Below are 17,577 nucleotides of genomic sequence, written 5' to 3' on the forward strand. Positions count from 1 at the left end.
TTTGCATCATTATTAATAACGGCAGGCCGACATAAGAGAAACAAGCCAAAGGGCTTTTACAATTAGGACAAACAAAAAATACGTTGCAGTGGCAGCCGAAAATAGGGGCACACATTATATATGTGTGACACAAAGGCACGACCACTTGCTTATGAAGTAAAATATAAAAACGGGAGATGAAAAGAAGTCTTTTACTTGTGCTGCTGATGACCCTTTGCTCGCTTGGGCTAAGGGCACAATCGTCTATGACCGACTCGCAAGTGATGCAGTTTGTACTTAAAGAGCACGAGGCAGGTACCTCGCAGACCCAAATAGTAACCAAGCTGATGCAGCGTGGCGTAGACATTCAGCAAATAAGGCGCGTTAAAAAAGCATACGAACGTGTGGCCAAAGATAAGGGCCTAGGGCAAGTGAGCAATAGCACCGACAAGGAAAGCAAGCTTGAAGACGGCCGTATGCGGAAGAACAACGGCGAAAACAAGAAAGACGAGAAGAACGTGAAGAACAACATGATGGTGAGGGGTGCACAGCAAGAAGAAGGCGACTTGCCAACAAAACAACGGAATACTGCTGACCATAGGCTGATGCAACAAGAGTTGGACGATTTTTTGCCCGACTCGGCCACACAACGGGAACGAGAGAAACTGAAAATATACGTGGGCAAGATGCCTAAAAAAGTGTTCGGACGTGACATCTTTAACCGCAAAGACCTGTCGTTTGAACCCAACATGAATATCGCCACACCCCAAAACTATCGGCTGGGGCCTGGCGATGCGGTTAATATTGACATCTATGGCGCATCGCAGAAGTCAGAACAGACAACTGTCTCGCCCGATGGCGACGTGATTATCGAAGGTTTCGGACCTGTACAGGTTAGCGGACTTACCGTGGCCGAGGCCAACGCACGCCTGCGTTCTACGCTAGGTTCGCGTTATAGCAGTTCGCGTGTGCGTTTAACTGTGGGTCAAACGCGCACCATTATGGTGAACGTGATGGGCGAAGTGAAACAGCCTGGCACCTATACGCTATCAGCTTTCGCGTCGGTTTTCCATGCCTTATACATGGCTGGCGGCATAAACGACTTAGGAACGCTGCGTAACATCAAGGTGTATCGGCAAAATAAGCTTGTTACGGTGGTAGACATCTACGACTATATATTGAATGGCAAGCTAACGGGTAACGTGCGATTGGCTGACAACGACGTGGTTGTGGTTGGCGCATACGACTGCTTGGTGAACATTACGGGTAAGGTGAAACGCCCCATGTATTATGAAATGAAACGTAATGAGAGTGTGGGTACGTTGCTGAAATACGCTGGCGGCTTTACGGGCGATGCCTACACCAAGACGGTTAGGCTGGTGAGAAAGACAGGGCGCGAGTATTCGGTGTTTAACATAGACGAGTTCGACCTCAACACTTTCCACTTAGCCGATGAAGATTCGGTTAGCGTTGATTCCATTTTGCCGCGCTTTTCAAACATGGCCGAAGTGAAAGGAGCTGTGTTCCGCCCTGGTATGTACCAGGTTGGCGGCTCCATCAACAGCGTTCGCACGCTGATAGAGCACGCCGAAGGCATTACCGAAGAGGCTTTTACGGCACGCGCCGTGATGCATCGCATGCGCCCCGACCGCACTTTGGAGGTGATACCCGTTGACATTGAAGGAATTATGAGCGGCAAGGTGGCCGACATTCCCCTACAAAAGAACGATGTGCTGTTTGTTCCCACAAAGGGCGAGATGATGCAACAACAAACCGTAACCATACATGGCGAGGTGATGTATCCTGGCATATACAAGTATGCCGCCAACGAAACACTTGAAGACTTGGTTCTGCAAGCGGGCGGACTGAGAGAGTCGGCATCTACTACTAAGGTGGATGTGGCTCGGCGCATCGTCAACCCTAAGGCTCTGAGTACCGACTCGGTCATCTCGCGTACCTATACCTTTGCCCTTAAAGACGGGTTTGTGGTAGACGGAGAAACAGGATTTACGCTGCAACCCTTCGACGAGGTGTATGTACGAAAGAGCCCCGGCTACAATGTACAGAAGAATATCGCCGTGCAAGGTCAGGTGATGTTCGCAGGAACCTATACGCTTACGAGCAAGAACGAACGTCTTAGCGATGCCATTAAGCGGGCTGGCGGCGTAACCGACTTGGCTTATGTTCGCGGTGCGCGACTAGAACGCCGCATCACGCCCGATGAACGGCTACGCATGGAAACCGTTTTGCGCTTGGCCGAGATGCAAAGTGGCAAGAAAGACTCGGTGGAAAAGAAACGCTTAGACCTTGGCGACACCTATTATGTGGGTATCGAACTAGAAAAGGCATTGGCCGAACCTGGTGGCGACGCCGACCTCGTGTTGCGCGAAGGCGATAAGCTTATCGTGCCCGAATACAACGGAACGGTGAAGATTAGTGGTAACGTGATGTATCCCAATACGGTGGCTTACGAGAAAGGTCGTCGCCCAGCATGGTACATCAATCAAGCAGGTGGCTTTGGAAACCGTTCTAAGAAGAGTAACACCTATATTATATATATGAATGGAACCGTGGCGCGCGTTGGGCATAACGCAAAAATACTTCCTGGTTGCGAGATTGTGGTGCCCACCAAGCCCGAAAACAATGGCAAGGCACTTACCCAATGGCTCTCGGTAGGAACAACGATGGCCGGTCTTGCCACGCTGATAGCCACGATTGCGAATTTGATGAAGTAACAATACACATATAGACGATATGGAAAACGTGGAAAACGACAAGAACGTAGTGGACCTACGTTCGTTGTTAAGAAAGATATGGATTAAAAGGATAAGCTACACAAAAGTCTTGTCAATAACCTTTATCCTTTCTTGCCTGTATATTATCGGCTATCCTCGCTATTACGAAACGGATACAAAGCTTGCACCCGAAATAGAAACGCCTGGCAAAGGGGGAGCATTGGGAAGCATTGCGTCATCGTTGGGAATAGACCTTTCGGATATACAGTCAAAAGACGCCATCACCCCATTGCTTTACCCTTCGTTGTTGGAAGACAACAAATTTGTTTCGAACCTATTCACCATTCCGGTTCAAACGTCAGATAAGTCTATCTACACCTCCTATTACGACTATCTTGCTAATAGGCAAAAGCAAACATGGTGGGAAGATGCTCTGTTTTTTTTGAAAAAGAAAGAAGAGGTGTTGCCGAAAACAGCTGTTAACCCTTACAACTTAACAAAAGAACAAAGTGTTGTAATGGAACAAATACGCCATGCTGTAAAACTAAGTGTGGACTCGAAGAATGGGGTTATTACGATAACGACACAAGCGCAAGACCCCCTAATCTGTAAAACCCTTGCAGATTCTGTTAGGAATAAACTTCAAGCATTCATCACAGAGTATCGAACAACTAAGGCGCGCAATGACATGGAGTACTACAAAAAATTGGTGCAGGAGGCTAAACAGGCTTATGAAAAGTCGCGTAAGCTATATACTAGCTATTCGGACGCAAACACAGATTTGATATTGGAGAGTTTCCGGGCAAAGCGAGAAGACTTGGAGAACGACATGCAACTTAAGTTTAACACATATACTACGCTAGCTACGCAGCTCCAGTCGGCAAAAGCAAAAGTTCAAGAGAAGACACCTGCTTTCACCATATTAAAAGGTGCTACAGTTCCTCTTAAACCAGCAGGTCCCAAGCGTATGTTCTTTGTCCTGACAATAATGCTGTTGGTTTTCGTAGTGCAATCGCTTTGGTTATTGCGAAAAGAACTTGGCAAACTATTTAATTGATTAGTATGGGTGTTTCCATAATAACTCGATTGGGTTTATTTGTTAAAGGTATAACAGGCATCAAGGACTTCTCTTTGCTGAAAAAGAAGATACATAAGGAAATAGGAAAACTGGTATACCATAAAACCTACACGGCTAATGACATCGTAAGAGAGATGCAACGGTTAGGAATGAAGAAAGGGAGTGTTGTTTGCATACACGCCTCAATGATGGAGTTTTATAACTATAAAGGCACAGCTGAAGAACTGATAACTGCCGTTATGAAAGTGCTAACTCAAGAAGGCACACTCCTCATGCCTGCATTTCCCGACCCTCTTCTTCAGAAAGATGCCAATTATATCTTCGACAAAGCGACAGCTCCAACTAAGGCTGGTTATTTGGCAGAAACATTTAGAACATTCCCTGGCGTCGTTCGCAGCATCAATGTGCAGCATTCGGTATGTGCATGGGGACAATATGCTGAATGGCTCACTAAAGACCACCATAAGAGCACTAACTGTTGGGATGAGCTTTCGCCGTGGTATAGAATGACAAAGCTCAACGCACTAGTGTTCTCCATCGGTCTTCCAAAGTTTTATATTGGTACATTCGTACACTGTGTTGAGGCCATACTGTATAAAGAACATCCTTATTGGGCGCAGTTTTTCACCGAAGAGAAAACTTACCGCTACCTTACGTCCTCTGGAGAAGTGAAAGAATACACCTGCTTAGAGGGAAATTTGGAGCGGAGGTCTAGGGAAGGAAGAATAATTAAGAGATTTTCCGCTGACTGTTATCAGCACACAAGGCTCTCTAACTTGAGTATTAAGGTGTTCCATTCAGCACCCTGCTTGCAGAAAATGCTTGAATTGGGACGTAGAGGCGTCACCATATATTATGTGCCATCACCTTCAAAGTACAATATTGAACAGTAAGTTAAACGACATACGGAAGAACAAAGCTTTTGGCAACATGCTAAAGCTCTCGTTTGGTAATATCATCATGTACATATTACCATTCTTGGTGACGCCTATTCTTTCGCGTTTATACGAGAAAGAAGATTTCGGTGAGTGGGGAGTGTTTTCTTCGTTCATATCGATTGTCACCGTTCTTATATTCTTAGGATATGAGAATGCCATAGTGAAGATAGACCGTCGAGAAGAAAAGAACATTGTTGCCCTATGTCTTTTGCTTGGCTGTTCAACCACTTTATTGATTGGTGTAACGTTTGTATTAGGGAAGTCGTTAGACATTTCCTTTTTCAATAGCTTTCCTTCGTTCACGTTGCTAATGATATACTTGTTCTTTTTTATTCTACATGCAGTATGCTATAATGTAAGTAACCGACACGAACAGTACACCATATTGTCCGTTAACCACATTATCCAGGGTGGTTCACAAGGGCTTTTCCGTATTGTGTTTGGAGCTGTCGGCCTAACTGTTGCCAACGGACTGCTGTTAGGTACGGTTCTTGCCCAGGCAATAACAGCCTTATTCCTTGTCGCTTTTGTCCTGATGAAAATTAAGATGCCTGGAGCAAGGCCCATCTCGTTTCCTTCGTTGGGTAGGTGCGCTCTCGAGAACAAAAGTTTCCCATTGTACGATGCCCCAGCAAGCGTATTGTCGTTTGCCGCATTCAACTTACCATTGTTAATCTTATCCGCCTTTTTCAGTCAAAGCATCATCGGTTGCTATTCCATCATACTTCAACTGTTACTCTTGCCAATGTCGTTTGTCGGATCGGCAGTAGGCAAGGTGTATTATCAAGAGATTTGTGACACCGAAGACGAAGGCAAAATCAAACAAGTTACTAAGAAGGTAGTTAATGCCACACTCCTGTTGTCTGCCATTCCAACCCTTTTTATCTGTCTAGGTGGCGACAAACTCATTGTGTGGTTCTTAGGTGACAAGTGGCACGAGGCAGGCAGCATGTCGATATGCCTTTCGCTTTGGGCCATGTCTACAATCCTTACGCAACCGCTCATACCCCTTTTTAGGAGAATTAATAAGCAGCACATACTTTTACGCTACGAACTGTTGTATTTCATTGTCGGTATTGGCTGCATCCTGTTTGCCTGCAATTACAGATATGGTTTTGCAACCATACTGATTTCTTATTCCGTAGGATGCGCAACGGTAAAGATGCTCCTGTTTAGGAAGGTGTTAGGACTTGTACATCTTAGTTTGTCAGACTTCATTAAGAGTCTTCCTCTTTGTATCCTTGCCCTTCTGTTTTTCATATTTCGCACATGGGAGTTATGAGAAAGGCGATAGGGTACATAATGAATGCGAACAGTTTGTTGGGACGTATGCTATGTATAACGGCATACATCCTGACCTATGATTTCATGTTCGAGCATTTTGTCTTCAAGCTGTTTTATTACATGGGCTTAGACTATATTGAAATGGAACCGCTCCCAAAGACGTTGTGGATAACATTCTCAATCCTTCCCTTTACCCTGTATAAGGGCATAAAGAGCATGTCTTCTTATTTTTGCATTTTCTTGTATCTGTTGGTTTACATTCCATTTATACACGCTTTATTCGTCACCAACGGCATAGATGCTTATAGCCTTTATTCTTACGCTTGCGTAATGTGTTTGTTCTTCATTGTTTACTTTGGGATGGAAAGTTGGCGAAATCTTTTCAAACCACTTGAACTACGGCCTGCATTATCTTTTCGGTGGATTGAAATCATCACCTTGATTATAACGGCTATTTTCGTATTGTCGAGGATGAAGTCGATGCATTTTGTCAACATATTCACGCAATCTGATGTCTTATACGACTTACGTAGCCAAAATTCAGAGGCCATAAACGGTGGCGGAGGTTTCATCGCTTATCTTCAAGGATGGCTTTCGGGCGCATTCTATCCATTCTTATTGGTTTGTTATCTGCGAGAGAAAAAATGGCTTAAGGCGCTTGCCATACTATTCGGCTACATTCTCTTGTTCATGGTAGACATGCAAAAGATAACCTTCGTTATGCCCTTTGTCTTGGTTGCGCTCTATTTTGTCGTGCAACTAAAGCACGAAACCATATCCCAAAGACTGCATTCGCTTATAATTGTCACCACGGTAATAATATCATTTGCGCTTTATTTTGCCCAAGATAACGAGATTCTTTTTGTTGTTGGTGCAATTGTGCTTTTAAGAACTGTCTGTGTGGCGGGTTGGCTGTCTCAGTTCTATTTGCATTTCTTCAGTGAGCATCCCTATACGCACTATTCACACATCAACATTGTAAACGCCATAACCAACGCCTATCCTTATGACGTTCCGTTGGGTGTTGTTGTTGCACATGGAACGCAAAACGCCAATGCCAACTTTTTTTTAACAGATGGTATAGCGGCTTGGGGATTGTCGGGTGTTGTTATTATAGGTGTCTTCTTCTTCGTGTTATTACAATTTATCAACGCAATAGCGTTTAGGTATGAACTGAAAGACCTCTTCGTTGTTTTTCTCCCGACGTTGTCCTTTCTGCTTAACACGTCAATATTCACAACCTTGTTGTCTAGTGGAATGTTCATTCTGCTCATTATCCTGCTGATGGTGGAAAGTCCACTTGTCAAGAACAAAACACCCACTTAATCCACCTTATACAATGACGAATGCTCTTTATTATCCTGTTGGACATAACGTTGGTTTTAGCCTCAACATCATATTGTTAATTCGCTTGATTACCAATAGTGTGTCTAGGAAAAGCTCTCTACTTGGGTCAATTAAGAGAGACTCCCTTATAGAAATTGCCCCAAAGTATGAGCAGCCGACAAACCTTTAAATGAAATCACCGATAACAGTGACTTTATACGTATAACAAGTTCTGAATACAACAAGTTAACAGATGGATACTTCCAAACCGCTTTGCCTTATTACAAACATTGGTTCACACTACCGTTTCCCCGTCTTCAGTGCGATGGCGAAAAATTTTGCGTGCCATTTTTACTTGGGCAACAAAGTTGCAACACCAATAAAGAAGTTCGATTATACCAAGCTGGAAGGCTATCGCCAAACATTGAAAAACGTTTATTTCGGTCCCTTCTATTGGCAACGTGGTTCGGTAAGGTTGCTTTTTAAGCCCTACCGTTATTACATCATTGATGGCGAGCCCTTCTGTCTTTCCTCGTGGGCAATATTGTTGTTGGCCAAGCTTACCCGAAAGAAAACCATTGCATGGACGCATGGATGGTATGGCAGGGAGGGAAGAATAAAAAGACTGGTAAAAAAGCTCTTTTTCTCCTTGCATTCCGCGTTGATGGTTTACAGCGAATACGCCATTGCCCTGATGCAGAAAGAAGGAATACCCAGGCGTAAGATGTATTGCATCGCCAATTCGATGGATTCGGACAAAGAACGTGCCATACGAGAACAACTTGCTTGTAGCGACATCTACCGCCAACATTTTCTAAACGACAATCCCACCATTATCTATTGCGGAAGAATTCAGAAATTAAAAAGACTGGAATTGCTTGTAGATTGCGCTGCGGCATTTAAGGAAGAAGGCCGCCCAGTCAACATTGTCTTTGTTGGTAAAGACGTTGAACAAGTTAACATCGACCAGTATGCCAAAGATAAGAACGTGGCTGATAACGTTTGGATGTATGGCCCTTGTTATGACGACGAGGTGCTTGGGCAATTGTTCTACAATGCCCAAGTCTGCGTTTCGCCTGGCAATGTAGGCCTTACAGCCATTCATGCGCTTACGTTTGGATGTCCCGTTGTTACTCATAACAACTTCGCTTACCAAATGCCGGAGTTCGAGGCCATACGTCAAGGCGAAACGGGAACGTTCTTCGAACAGGGCAATGCCAAGAGCCTGAAACAGGAAATAGAATATTGGATATGTGCAGACGTAGACAAACGAGAGCAAACTAGACGGAAGGCTTTTGACGAAATCGACCGTAAATGGAATATTCATTATCAAACGGAAGTAATTAGAAAAGTGCTAAATGAAACATAACTCCACCCTATACCAACGTCTGCGTGGCGTTGTCCGAGAAGAAATACTTAACGTTCTTGGTGCCTGGGCAACTCCCGCCCCAGGTATCCACATCTTAAACGGCCACAGAATAGCGGCCGAAAAAGAACCTGACACTTTTCGGAACTTACTGGACAACTTGTCGCGTAACGTAACTTTCATTCGAATAGAAGACGCCGTTGAGAGAATTATGCGCAAAGAATGTCCCGACAAACCATTGGTGGCTTTCACGTTCGACGATGGTTTTATGGAGTGTTACGACCTTTTCGCTCCTCTTTTGGAAGAGTTTGGTGTAAATGCTCTCTTCTTTGTCAATCCAAATTATGTGGAGGGAGACGACGCTTACATCGAGCACTTCAACAACCACACGGTGCTTACCGAGGGAAAACAACCTATGCGTTGGTCGCATCTAAGCGAATTGGCCAACCGCGGACATATTATAGGGGCACACACCTTGGACCATTATATGATTAACACCGACGATGAAGACACGCTCCGTCACCAAATCGTAGCCTGCAAAACAGTGATAGAGCAACAATTGCAACAGCCCTGCAACTACTTTGCCTTTCCTTATGGAAAGCTTACGCACGCTAATCAGCGGTCGATAGACATCGCCTGTAAAGCTTATAAGTATGTTTTCTCGCAATCCGATTACAAACATTATTTCTCTTTTAACGGGAAAGTTCTCAATCGCAGGCACTTCGAGCCTTTTTGGCCCATTAAACATCTTAACTATTTCATCAGTTGTAATAAAACCTACGAATGAAAAAGCTGTTGCAAATTAACATCACCGCCAATTGGGGGTCGCATGGTAAAATAGCCGAGGGTATAGGGCAGGCGGCTATCAAGCAAGGCTGGCAAAGTTACATCGCATACGGACGGTGGGCCAATCCTAGCACATCCAATCTCTTCCATGTGGGGAGCAGCTGGGATGAAATGCGTCATGGGATAGCCTCTAGGCTGCTCGACAACCACGGCTTAGTGTCCCAGAAGGCTACAAAGTCGTTACTGCAATTTGTCGGAAACGTCAACCCCGACATCGTACACTTGCACAACATACATGGCTATTACCTCAATTATCCGCTACTTTTTCAATACCTACGCCAACACGACATCCCCGTGGTGTGGACTCTACACGACTGTTGGAGCTTTACTGGCCATTGTGCCCACTACGAGTTTATTGGGTGTGAGAAATGGAAAACGCATTGTGCGGAATGTCCGCAAAAAGGCGCATATCCTAAGAGTTTGCTGTTAGACCGCTCGTATCGCAACTTCGAACAGAAAAAAGATACTTTCCTTTCCCTCAACCGCCTTACACTCGTTCCCGTAAGCCAGTGGCTACAACGCCAGTTACAGCAGTCGTTTTTCAAGCATACACCCACACGCCTTATATATAATGGTATTGATACGAATGTTTTTAGCAAGCAGACGGAAGTAAGCTGGATTAAAGAGAAGTATGGCATCCCTGCACATTGTGCCATCGTTTTGGGGATTGCCTCCAACTGGTACCGAAAAGGTTTGCCCGACTTTCTTCAACTCGCATCACTCTTGCCCCCATCCATCCGTATTGTTCTTGTGGGCCTGACCAAGCAAGAGCAAAAATTAGCGGCCCGAGCAGGTATTGTAGGCATTAGCCGCACTGATAACCTACACGAACTCTGTTCACTCTATTCTGTTGCCAGCGTTTATTTTAACCCAACTTGGGAAGATACCTTTCCTACAACCAACCTTGAGGCAATGGCATGTGGAACACCTGTCGTTACTTACAATACAGGTGGAAGTTCTGAAACGGTTACAGCTGGTACTGGCTTAGTAATAGAAAAAGGTGACATACAAACAGCTGCCATCGAGATAGAGCGCCTATGCCAACAGCCTGACACAACTTTCGAGGATGCTTGTCGGCAGCGCATCGTTCGACATTTCAATAAGGAAGAACGCTTTTCCGAATACCTCGAATTATATTCCAAAATCTTGAAATAGGTGCAACAAAGCAACAATAATTGCCCCATCAATTAAGGAGGAACGTTAAAACCTATATTCCAACACCTTATAAAAGTATTTAAGGCAGATAAAAATTGGGTGGGTATATATACCGTTCTCCCTACATGCACGTGTGTCCTCGCGCAATAGGGTTAGTCGGCTACCCATATTCTTCGTACTAGCGCCACCTGTGCGCATCGTAACAAAGTCTATGTTCAAGTATTTCGCCCTAATGTTGAACCGCTTAAAAAGCCTAACCATCATCTCAAAGTCACCACCAATCTTATAATCGGTCTTATACAGGCCTGCTTTCTGAAACATCTCCTTACGCGCATAGAACGAGGGATGGGCTGGCATAAGCCCAAAGCGTAGCCACCAGGGGCGAAAACCTGCCGATGAATAATGCCGCACGCTATGCGTTAAGTCGGGTTCGCGAACGAAATGCACGTCGCCATAAACGGCATCTAGCATAGAGTCGGAAAACGCTTGCGCCACTTGCTCCACCACATCTGTCGTCGTAAAGAAATCGTCCGAGTTCAAAACACCCACCACCTCGCCCGTGGCCATGCGCAAACCTTTGTTCATGGCATCGTATATCCCATTGTCTTTCTCACTCACCCAGCGCAGCCTGTTCGTAAACTTTGGTTCAAACTCGCGGATAATGTCGATGGTGTTGTCGTTCGATTGCCCGTCAACAATAATGTATTCGATGTCAGGATGGGTTTGGTCTAACACCGATTGCATACAGTCTGCAATAGTTGCAGCACTGTTGAAGGCCACTGTAATTACCGTTACTTTCATAGTCTTATAGTCATTTGCATAAACGAAGTACAAGCCATCTTATTGCATTATACTATGGCGAATGCACAAAAGTTGTGAAAAAAGCCCCAAAACTTGCACGTATAAATAATAATGTGTAAATTTGCAAACTAATTCATGGCATTTCGCCACGCCCCAATAAGTAGCTGTATACAAAAATATGCAAGCTAATTATGGGCAAACAAAATCGGGGTTGACTGGATTTGACAGCGGGATGAAATGGTATGTAAGCACGCGGAGCGTAGGTGGCTGGCTCCATAATCCCAGTTATCGACAATTTAATTGGCGAAAGAAATTACGCTCTCGCTGCCTAACCGAAGTATAGTAGGTTTTGGGCTTTATTCCGTCACTAGGTGATGGAACGAGACATCGCTCAGAGGCTGTTGTTCCGAAGCCAGCTGATATAGCGGTGCAGAGAAATCGGAAATAGTTTGGCGTGGCCCCGCTCGCCGAATGAAATTTTAGGGGATAAGGCATTGGTTGGTGGTCCAGGTCTTGCCAATGCACGAAAACCGAAGGCTGGAATAAGCGTGTAGAAAGCGTATGGTTTCCCTGTTTGGACGTGGGTTCGAATCCCACCAGCTCCACAACATTTCCCTTTCTTAGGGCAAAAACGCAAGTAACGCTTGGGTGAAAACGGCATATTTGCCCATTGCAGCCCAGCAAAACAAAAGTTAAACAAACGCTCACTCCATAAATGGGGTGGGCGTTTGCTCGTTTAAGGTGGGTGCTAAGAAACTTCAAAGTTCGGGTTATATGCAAATATAGACCTGAAATCTCATGTAATACCTTTATTTACTATATTTTTCTACTAAAAACGGCTCAGCGGAAAATTAGCGGTGGCAAACAATGGTTCTGCCGATAGTTAGTGGGTGTGCCGTTATTGCCCTAAACGCTATCGCCGTTCAACTATTGTTGTGCTAAATGTTTTTTAGCCTTGGCTACACGGCTTAATTCCATTGATTAGCCGCTAAGTTTTCTTGGATGGAACCTTAATTGGGCATTAACAACTATCTTTCAATCCCAATCGCTCGTTGGGCCGCTTACCAATTATTTCAAGGTCGTTTGCATCGCTTCCTGCTCATCTTTCGTTTGCTTGTCGGCATTTTGCCTGTCTTATTCTCTTAACGTAGCCCGCTATGCCTTCAAGAATAAGCCAGACAATATGCTCCGCAATACACAAAATCTGCATAAGTCCTAACAACCCATTTGGGGGCTTAATCTTTTTCTTGCGATTTGTTTTTGTTAAAATAGGTATTTATATTTTACAAAACACCTCCTGGCTGCCATCCCATTCTAGCGAAAATAATGGTTTCTAAACTGGCAATTAGCCGCTATTTCTAGCCTTTCACGTCTTTTGTTTTGTCTGTTTTTAAGCGTAAAACCTGCATTTTGCACCATTTTGCCTTTCTAGATTGGCTGCCAATTCGTAATTTTCCAAGTCCAATTACCCACTTTTAACCCCTAAAAACCCACTTTTTGACGGTTGTATTGCCCCTTTCAGCCATGTTTTTAATGGCTCTAAAGGGTTTTATTTATACAATAGCAGTGCATTTTTATGCTTTTCGTCTCGCATTTAGCGGCATTTTGCACTGCATTTAGCACCAAAACGCCTTGCATTTAGCACCAAAACGCACTGCGTTTGGCACCAAAATGCACTGCGTTTAGCGGCATATTGCACGGTATTTAGCATCAAATAGCCCAAAATCTGGCGCAAAAGTCAGCTTTTTGTAATAAACATTCATTTTGTCAGCATTCACTCGCTACCCCTTTTTGCATCAAAACCAACCGTCGCGGGAATCGATTTTTTGAGACAAGGTAGGCGTTTGGTGGACAAAGATGGCACTCATAATGTTAAAAATCTTGCCGAAAATATTACATGATATAAGGTTGACCGGTTGACCAGTTAACAAGTTAACTTGTCCACTCGTCCACCACTAATACATCTTGCAAGACATTGCTTATAGGCAATAGGGGAGAGGGGAGGGGAGAAAGGGAAAGCCATGCTTACATCCCATTGAGAGATAAAGCATGGCTTTCTGACTACTACTATAACAACAATCAACCATTTTATTTTTAAGAGAGCTGGGAGGTTAAGAAAGATTTACGGCCTGTTCTAAAAATTCCACGCTTACGTCTTTTCTCCTTTTTTAGTTCGCTCTTCACGGTCTTTTTGCCTTTATCTGGCATCTTCCGCTTACCCTTTCAGTCGCATAGTTCACTATGTTTCATCAAGAAGTAATAGAAATCTGCACAGATAGAGCCTAAAAATCCAGTGGAGGTAATTTTTAGAACCTGCCTTAACAGATTGGGTCTGTGTTGAGGCGTGCGGTTGATAAGACACGCCTTAATGTGTTTAGGCAACTAGGAACGTTACCATTCGATGGCTTGGTCCTCGTCGGGTATTTGTGTATTTATCTGTCGTTCTAGTGTGAGCGTGCCGCTAACAGACCAATTAAACTCTGTTCCAGGAGCCGAGGTGTAGTCTACGTAATCGTAACTAATGTTGTTGATGATAACGTAGCGGTGCACGAGATAAGGCTTCACATCGTCTTTTTGCTCGATAATGTGAAACGAGGCCTGCTTGTTCACCTTTAATTTCAGGTCGTTGTTGGTGGTATAGAAGTCTACCGTGCCTTCCTTTTCGCCGTTAAAACGAGCAAAGACCTTGTACTTGGCACGGTCTGTGCGGCTCTCGTCTATGTCGCCTGCGTAGAAAAAGATGGTCTTATCGTCCACCACATATCCGCGAATGATAGATTTAGCGGTGGCGTTAGCCTCGTCGCCTGTAACGAAAATCTTCATCGTACTGCCCGAATAGTCGCCCGAATAGTCGTTAAAGGGGAAGATGCGGAGCAGTGCCTTGGCATAGTTCTTACGTGGATGGGCGGTGTAGCCATAGTTTTCGCCGTTTACGATGGTAAGCGGCAATACCCATTTGTTGCTCATGTCGATGCCGTTGAAGTTGAATTTTATGTTAAGCAGCCCCACGTTCTCGCCCGATGGGATGGTCGTTGTCTCTGGAACAGTGGCATAATCCTTCATGTCGGTGTACCACAGTTCGGTGCGATTTAAGAAACGGGCTTGGTTTAGCACGTTAAGCGTGTCGCCATCGTGTGCAACATGAACGGTGATATTGTTCTTGTTTTGCAGCGAACCGCTAACGATTACGGGTAGTTTATACGATGAGAGTCCGCTACCCTCGACAAAAGTCTTGTCGACATTGCGCCTGCTGTAAGGCACATAAACATTGGTAACGCCCAATTTGCCAAGCGGTGCGCGGAAACTAACGTACTGCGTGTATTGCTCTTCTTTCCATTCGTCGTTACAGGCGGTAAGCGTGGCGAGTGCGCTTGCGAGCATCGCCGCATATATCGGAAGATGTATTACTTTCATTTTCTTGTCACTTAAAGGGTAGGTTAATCGTTGTAGGTCCATCCTGGGTTCTGTGTCAGGCGCGAGTTATGTTTCAGTTCGCTGTGGCGGATGGGCCAAAAGTACATCTTGTCTGAGAATGTGCTGCGCAGGTTGTTGATGGGGATAACCTGCTGGAACTCTGCTGCGTGGTTGGCATCCATCATTACGTTGCAGCCATAAATGCGTTGGTTCAGTTCTCGTGGCGCGTCTTTCCAACGGCGCAGGTCGAAGTAACGCTTGCCCTCGCCCATGAATTCAATCATGCGTTCGCGTTTAATCTTGGCACGCAAGAGGTCTTTGTTGGCATAGACGTCTGTCGAATAGTCGGGCACTCCGCCGCGTATGCGTATGGGGTGTATGCCTTTTTGTATCTCGGCAATGTCGCGGCGAACGTTGTAAGTGGTGCTTTCGTCCCACGATGGGATGGTGTATGTGCCATCAAGTTCGTTGAGTGCCTCGGCGTAGAGCAATAGTATGTCGGCATAGCGAATGGCGGGTTCAGCCCTGTTCTTGATGTTCTTATAGTCTTCGCGGTCGGGAACGTCGGTGGGATTGACGTACTTTTTCACGCTGATACCCGTGCGGAGGTAGAACTGCGAGTTGTTGTAGCCGTTGCCACTACCGCGATAATAGAAGGTTTGGCGGTTGTGGTGGGTGTTTTCGGGGTCGCCCAAATACTCCCAAACAGAGCCGTTATAGCCCACCGAGGCGTAGAAACGCGGTTCGCGGTTGGCATATTGCAACGACACGTTGGCGGCCGATGGCTTGTATTTTCCGCGGCGATAGTCGCGTGCAGTGGTAAATCCTTTGAGGCGTTCAGCACCGTTCCCGCCGTTCAGCTCGCTGTCTTTGCCAGGACAGTCGGTGCCGTCGTTCATATAATAGGCGTCTACCATCTTCTGGGTAAGGCCATGTGTGTTCCATCCGCCAAAGTCGCGAGGCATGGAATGGCGTGCAAACGACATCATGCTGTGGTTTATGCGTGTGGCATTTTGGTCTATACGCGAGAATATCAGTTCGGGATTGTCTTCTGGAGCAACGTCTCCGTTGAACAAAACACGGTAAGACTTGAAGGGGTCGATGTTTTTCCAGCCCGTTGGCCAGTCGCTTTGGGCAAATTGGCAAGTGGAGTCGGCAGGCACGATGGTGGCAGGGTCGCCCGCTGCATCTGTTGTGCTGAACGAGGCGTGATAGAGGTCGTACACACCAAGCTGCATAACGTCTTTGCAGGCAGCGGCGGCGCGCGCCCATTTCTCTTCTTGATAGTCGGTGTTGAGCAATGTCCGGCCTTTGTCGTCTACCAACTGTTTGGCATAGGCATCGGTGTTACCGTTGGCCAACGGACTGGCAGCGAAAGCCAATGCAAGGGCACGTGTAGCCAGGCAAGCACCCTTTGTGGGGCGTGCGATGTTTTCGCCGTCGCGCCTAGTGTATTGTATTTCCTTGGCGGCTTGCACCATTTCGCGGCTAATATAGTTGGCCACCTCTTCGTACGAGCTGCGCGGCGTGGCTATCTGTTCGTAACTAAGGGTGTAATCAACGCCTTCGTCAGGCATGATTGGCACAGGACCGTAACGGCGGAGCAACAGCCAATAGAAGTAAGCGCGCACAAAACGTGCCTGCCCTTTAAAGTCGAGCCGTTCTTTTTCGGTCATTTCGGTGTTCCTGTAAATGTTGGCGATGAACACTGAGGCCTGATAAATGCCCTTGTAACACATTGTCCAGCCTTGGTTAAAGTCGTTTTCGTCGTATTCGCCTTGCATGAACGTGTTGTACGAAAGCTCGTCAGCCTCCTTTGAGTCGTAGTTAACGTCGCGGTCGCCATAGTACATGTCGTCGGCGAAGGTAAACGAATTGGTTTCTTTCTCCTTGCCAACAACGTCGGCGTTCTCGTCTTTCAAGAACGAATAGGCGTAGGCAAGCCATTGTTGGGAGCGTATTCTGCTGGTGAAGACCTTTTCAATCGTGGTACGGTCCTCAAAGTATTTGTCGGAGTCCAGATAGTCGTTGCAAGCGGAAAAGAGTATTCCGATGCCCAACGCCAACGTTATCAGGGCAATATTTTTACGTTTCATGTTGTATGTCTGTGGTTATAAACTAATTTGTATGCCTGCCGTAAACGAACGAGTGATGGGGTATTCTTCGCCTCGCCTGCTGCTGTCGAGTTCGGGATCCCAAAGGTCGAAGGCCGACCACGTGATGAGGTTTTGCCCCGAAATGTAGATTCGTGCGCTCTCCAAGTGTATGGCGTTGACCCAGGGTTTGGGCATTGTGTAGCCAATGTCGAGGTTTTTGAGGCGCAAGAAACGGCCGTTGCGTAACCAGAAGGTAGATGCCTGCTCGTTGTTACTATTGCTGCCGTAGCTCAAACGGGGGTAGGGGGCATTGGGATTTTCTGTTTCCTTGGTGCCCGAAATGTCTGATGAAATCCATCGGTTGTCGGTTATTCCTTTAAGGATATTTCCCCAGCGGCCATTGCTGAAGGCGTTAACCGTACCGCCGTTGATGAGGAACGTGTATTTGCCAGCTCCTTGGAAGTGGAAGTTAAAGTCGAAACCGCGCCAGCTAATAGAGGCTCCAAGCCCGTAGATGAGGCTAGGGGTGCTGGTTGCACCTATGGCCACGCGGTCGCCA

Annotated in this window: 11 protein-coding genes, 1 other RNA gene and 1 pseudogene; 9 read left to right on the forward strand and 4 right to left on the reverse strand. The window is 45.8% G+C overall.

Annotated elements, in window-relative coordinates; genetic code table 11:
• Positions 1–176: 176 nt before the first annotated feature.
• The 8 genes from BN93_RS13920 (at position 177) to BN93_RS13955 (ending at position 10,707) form a co-directional block, all read left to right on the forward strand.
• Positions 177–2,714, forward strand: a complete 2,538-nt coding sequence (locus tag BN93_RS13920) for an SLBB domain-containing protein (protein WP_044260924.1) — start codon at positions 177–179, stop codon at positions 2,712–2,714.
• A 19-nt stretch (positions 2,715–2,733) separates the two neighbouring features.
• The gene (locus tag BN93_RS13925) at positions 2,734–3,771 is read left to right on the forward strand and encodes a chain-length determining protein (protein WP_019188935.1); all 1,038 of its coding nucleotides are present in this window, start codon (positions 2,734–2,736) and stop codon (positions 3,769–3,771) included.
• 29 nt (positions 3,772–3,800) lie between these two features.
• Entirely contained in the window at positions 3,801–4,685 is an 885-nt protein-coding gene (locus BN93_RS13930; RefSeq protein ID WP_232211194.1) for an AAC(3) family N-acetyltransferase, read from the forward strand.
• 37 nt (positions 4,686–4,722) lie between these two features.
• Positions 4,723–6,012, forward strand: a complete 1,290-nt coding sequence (locus BN93_RS13935) for an oligosaccharide flippase family protein (protein ID WP_044260926.1) — start codon at positions 4,723–4,725, stop codon at positions 6,010–6,012.
• 20 nt (positions 6,013–6,032) lie between these two features.
• Positions 6,033–7,340: a hypothetical protein gene (locus BN93_RS13940; protein ID WP_232211195.1), complete on the forward strand. Its 1,308-nt coding sequence runs from the start codon at positions 6,033–6,035 to the stop codon at positions 7,338–7,340.
• A 253-nt stretch (positions 7,341–7,593) separates the two neighbouring features.
• On the forward strand, positions 7,594–8,709 hold the full coding sequence (locus BN93_RS13945; RefSeq protein WP_044260928.1) for a glycosyltransferase family 4 protein: 1,116 nt from the start codon (positions 7,594–7,596) through the stop codon (positions 8,707–8,709).
• Positions 8,699–9,493, forward strand: coding sequence for a polysaccharide deacetylase family protein (locus tag BN93_RS13950; protein ID WP_019188940.1), 795 nt, complete (start codon positions 8,699–8,701; stop codon positions 9,491–9,493). Before BN93_RS13945 ends, BN93_RS13950 begins: the two co-directional genes overlap by 11 nt.
• Entirely contained in the window at positions 9,490–10,707 is a 1,218-nt protein-coding gene (locus BN93_RS13955; protein ID WP_019188941.1) for a glycosyltransferase, read from the forward strand. Before BN93_RS13950 ends, BN93_RS13955 begins: the two co-directional genes overlap by 4 nt.
• Positions 10,708–10,752: 45 nt before the next feature.
• On the opposite strand, the gene BN93_RS13960 is transcribed toward BN93_RS13955, so the two are convergent.
• A complete protein-coding gene (locus BN93_RS13960; protein WP_019188942.1) occupies positions 10,753–11,508 on the reverse strand; it encodes a glycosyltransferase family 2 protein in 756 nt (251 codons plus the stop codon).
• 207 nt (positions 11,509–11,715) lie between these two features.
• Here BN93_RS13960 and ssrA point away from each other — a divergent pair.
• Positions 11,716–12,116: a transfer-messenger RNA gene (gene ssrA / locus BN93_RS17080) on the forward strand.
• Positions 12,117–13,899: 1,783 nt separating this feature from the next.
• On the opposite strand, the gene BN93_RS13965 is transcribed toward ssrA, so the two are convergent.
• The 3 genes and pseudogenes from BN93_RS13965 to BN93_RS13975 all read right to left on the reverse strand — a co-directional run.
• A complete protein-coding gene (locus BN93_RS13965) occupies positions 13,900–14,922 on the reverse strand; it encodes a DUF4973 domain-containing protein (protein ID WP_044260953.1) in 1,023 nt (340 codons plus the stop codon).
• Positions 14,923–14,945: 23 nt separating this feature from the next.
• Positions 14,946–17,018, reverse strand: a complete 2,073-nt coding sequence (locus tag BN93_RS13970) for a RagB/SusD family nutrient uptake outer membrane protein (RefSeq protein ID WP_019188944.1) — start codon at positions 17,016–17,018, stop codon at positions 14,946–14,948.
• Positions 17,019–17,033: 15 nt separating this feature from the next.
• Positions 17,034–17,577 (reverse strand): annotated as a pseudogene (locus BN93_RS13975) (SusC/RagA family TonB-linked outer membrane protein); the annotation flags it as partial.

Source organism: Prevotella conceptionensis 9403948, from assembly GCF_000312305.1.
In the GTDB taxonomy this organism is placed as follows: domain Bacteria; phylum Bacteroidota; class Bacteroidia; order Bacteroidales; family Bacteroidaceae; genus Prevotella; species Prevotella conceptionensis.

Excerpts from the sequence above, each read along its gene's own strand:
- BN93_RS13920 (WP_044260924.1), top strand. The coding sequence starts at position 177 with ATGAAAAGAAGTCTTTTACTTGTGCTGCTGATGACCCTTTGCTCGCTT.
- BN93_RS13925 (WP_019188935.1), top strand. The coding sequence starts at position 2,734 with ATGGAAAACGTGGAAAACGACAAGAACGTAGTGGACCTACGTTCGTTG.
- BN93_RS13935 (WP_044260926.1), top strand. The coding sequence starts at position 4,723 with ATGCTAAAGCTCTCGTTTGGTAATATCATCATGTACATATTACCATTC.
- BN93_RS13940 (WP_232211195.1), top strand. The coding sequence starts at position 6,033 with ATGAATGCGAACAGTTTGTTGGGACGTATGCTATGTATAACGGCATAC.
- BN93_RS13945 (WP_044260928.1), top strand. The coding sequence starts at position 7,594 with ATGGATACTTCCAAACCGCTTTGCCTTATTACAAACATTGGTTCACAC.
- BN93_RS13950 (WP_019188940.1), top strand. The coding sequence starts at position 8,699 with ATGAAACATAACTCCACCCTATACCAACGTCTGCGTGGCGTTGTCCGA.
- BN93_RS13955 (WP_019188941.1), top strand. The coding sequence starts at position 9,490 with ATGAAAAAGCTGTTGCAAATTAACATCACCGCCAATTGGGGGTCGCAT.
- BN93_RS13960 (WP_019188942.1), bottom strand. The coding sequence starts at position 11,508 with ATGAAAGTAACGGTAATTACAGTGGCCTTCAACAGTGCTGCAACTATT.
- BN93_RS13965 (WP_044260953.1), bottom strand. The coding sequence starts at position 14,922 with ATGAAAGTAATACATCTTCCGATATATGCGGCGATGCTCGCAAGCGCA.
- BN93_RS13970 (WP_019188944.1), bottom strand. The coding sequence starts at position 17,018 with ATGAAACGTAAAAATATTGCCCTGATAACGTTGGCGTTGGGCATCGGA.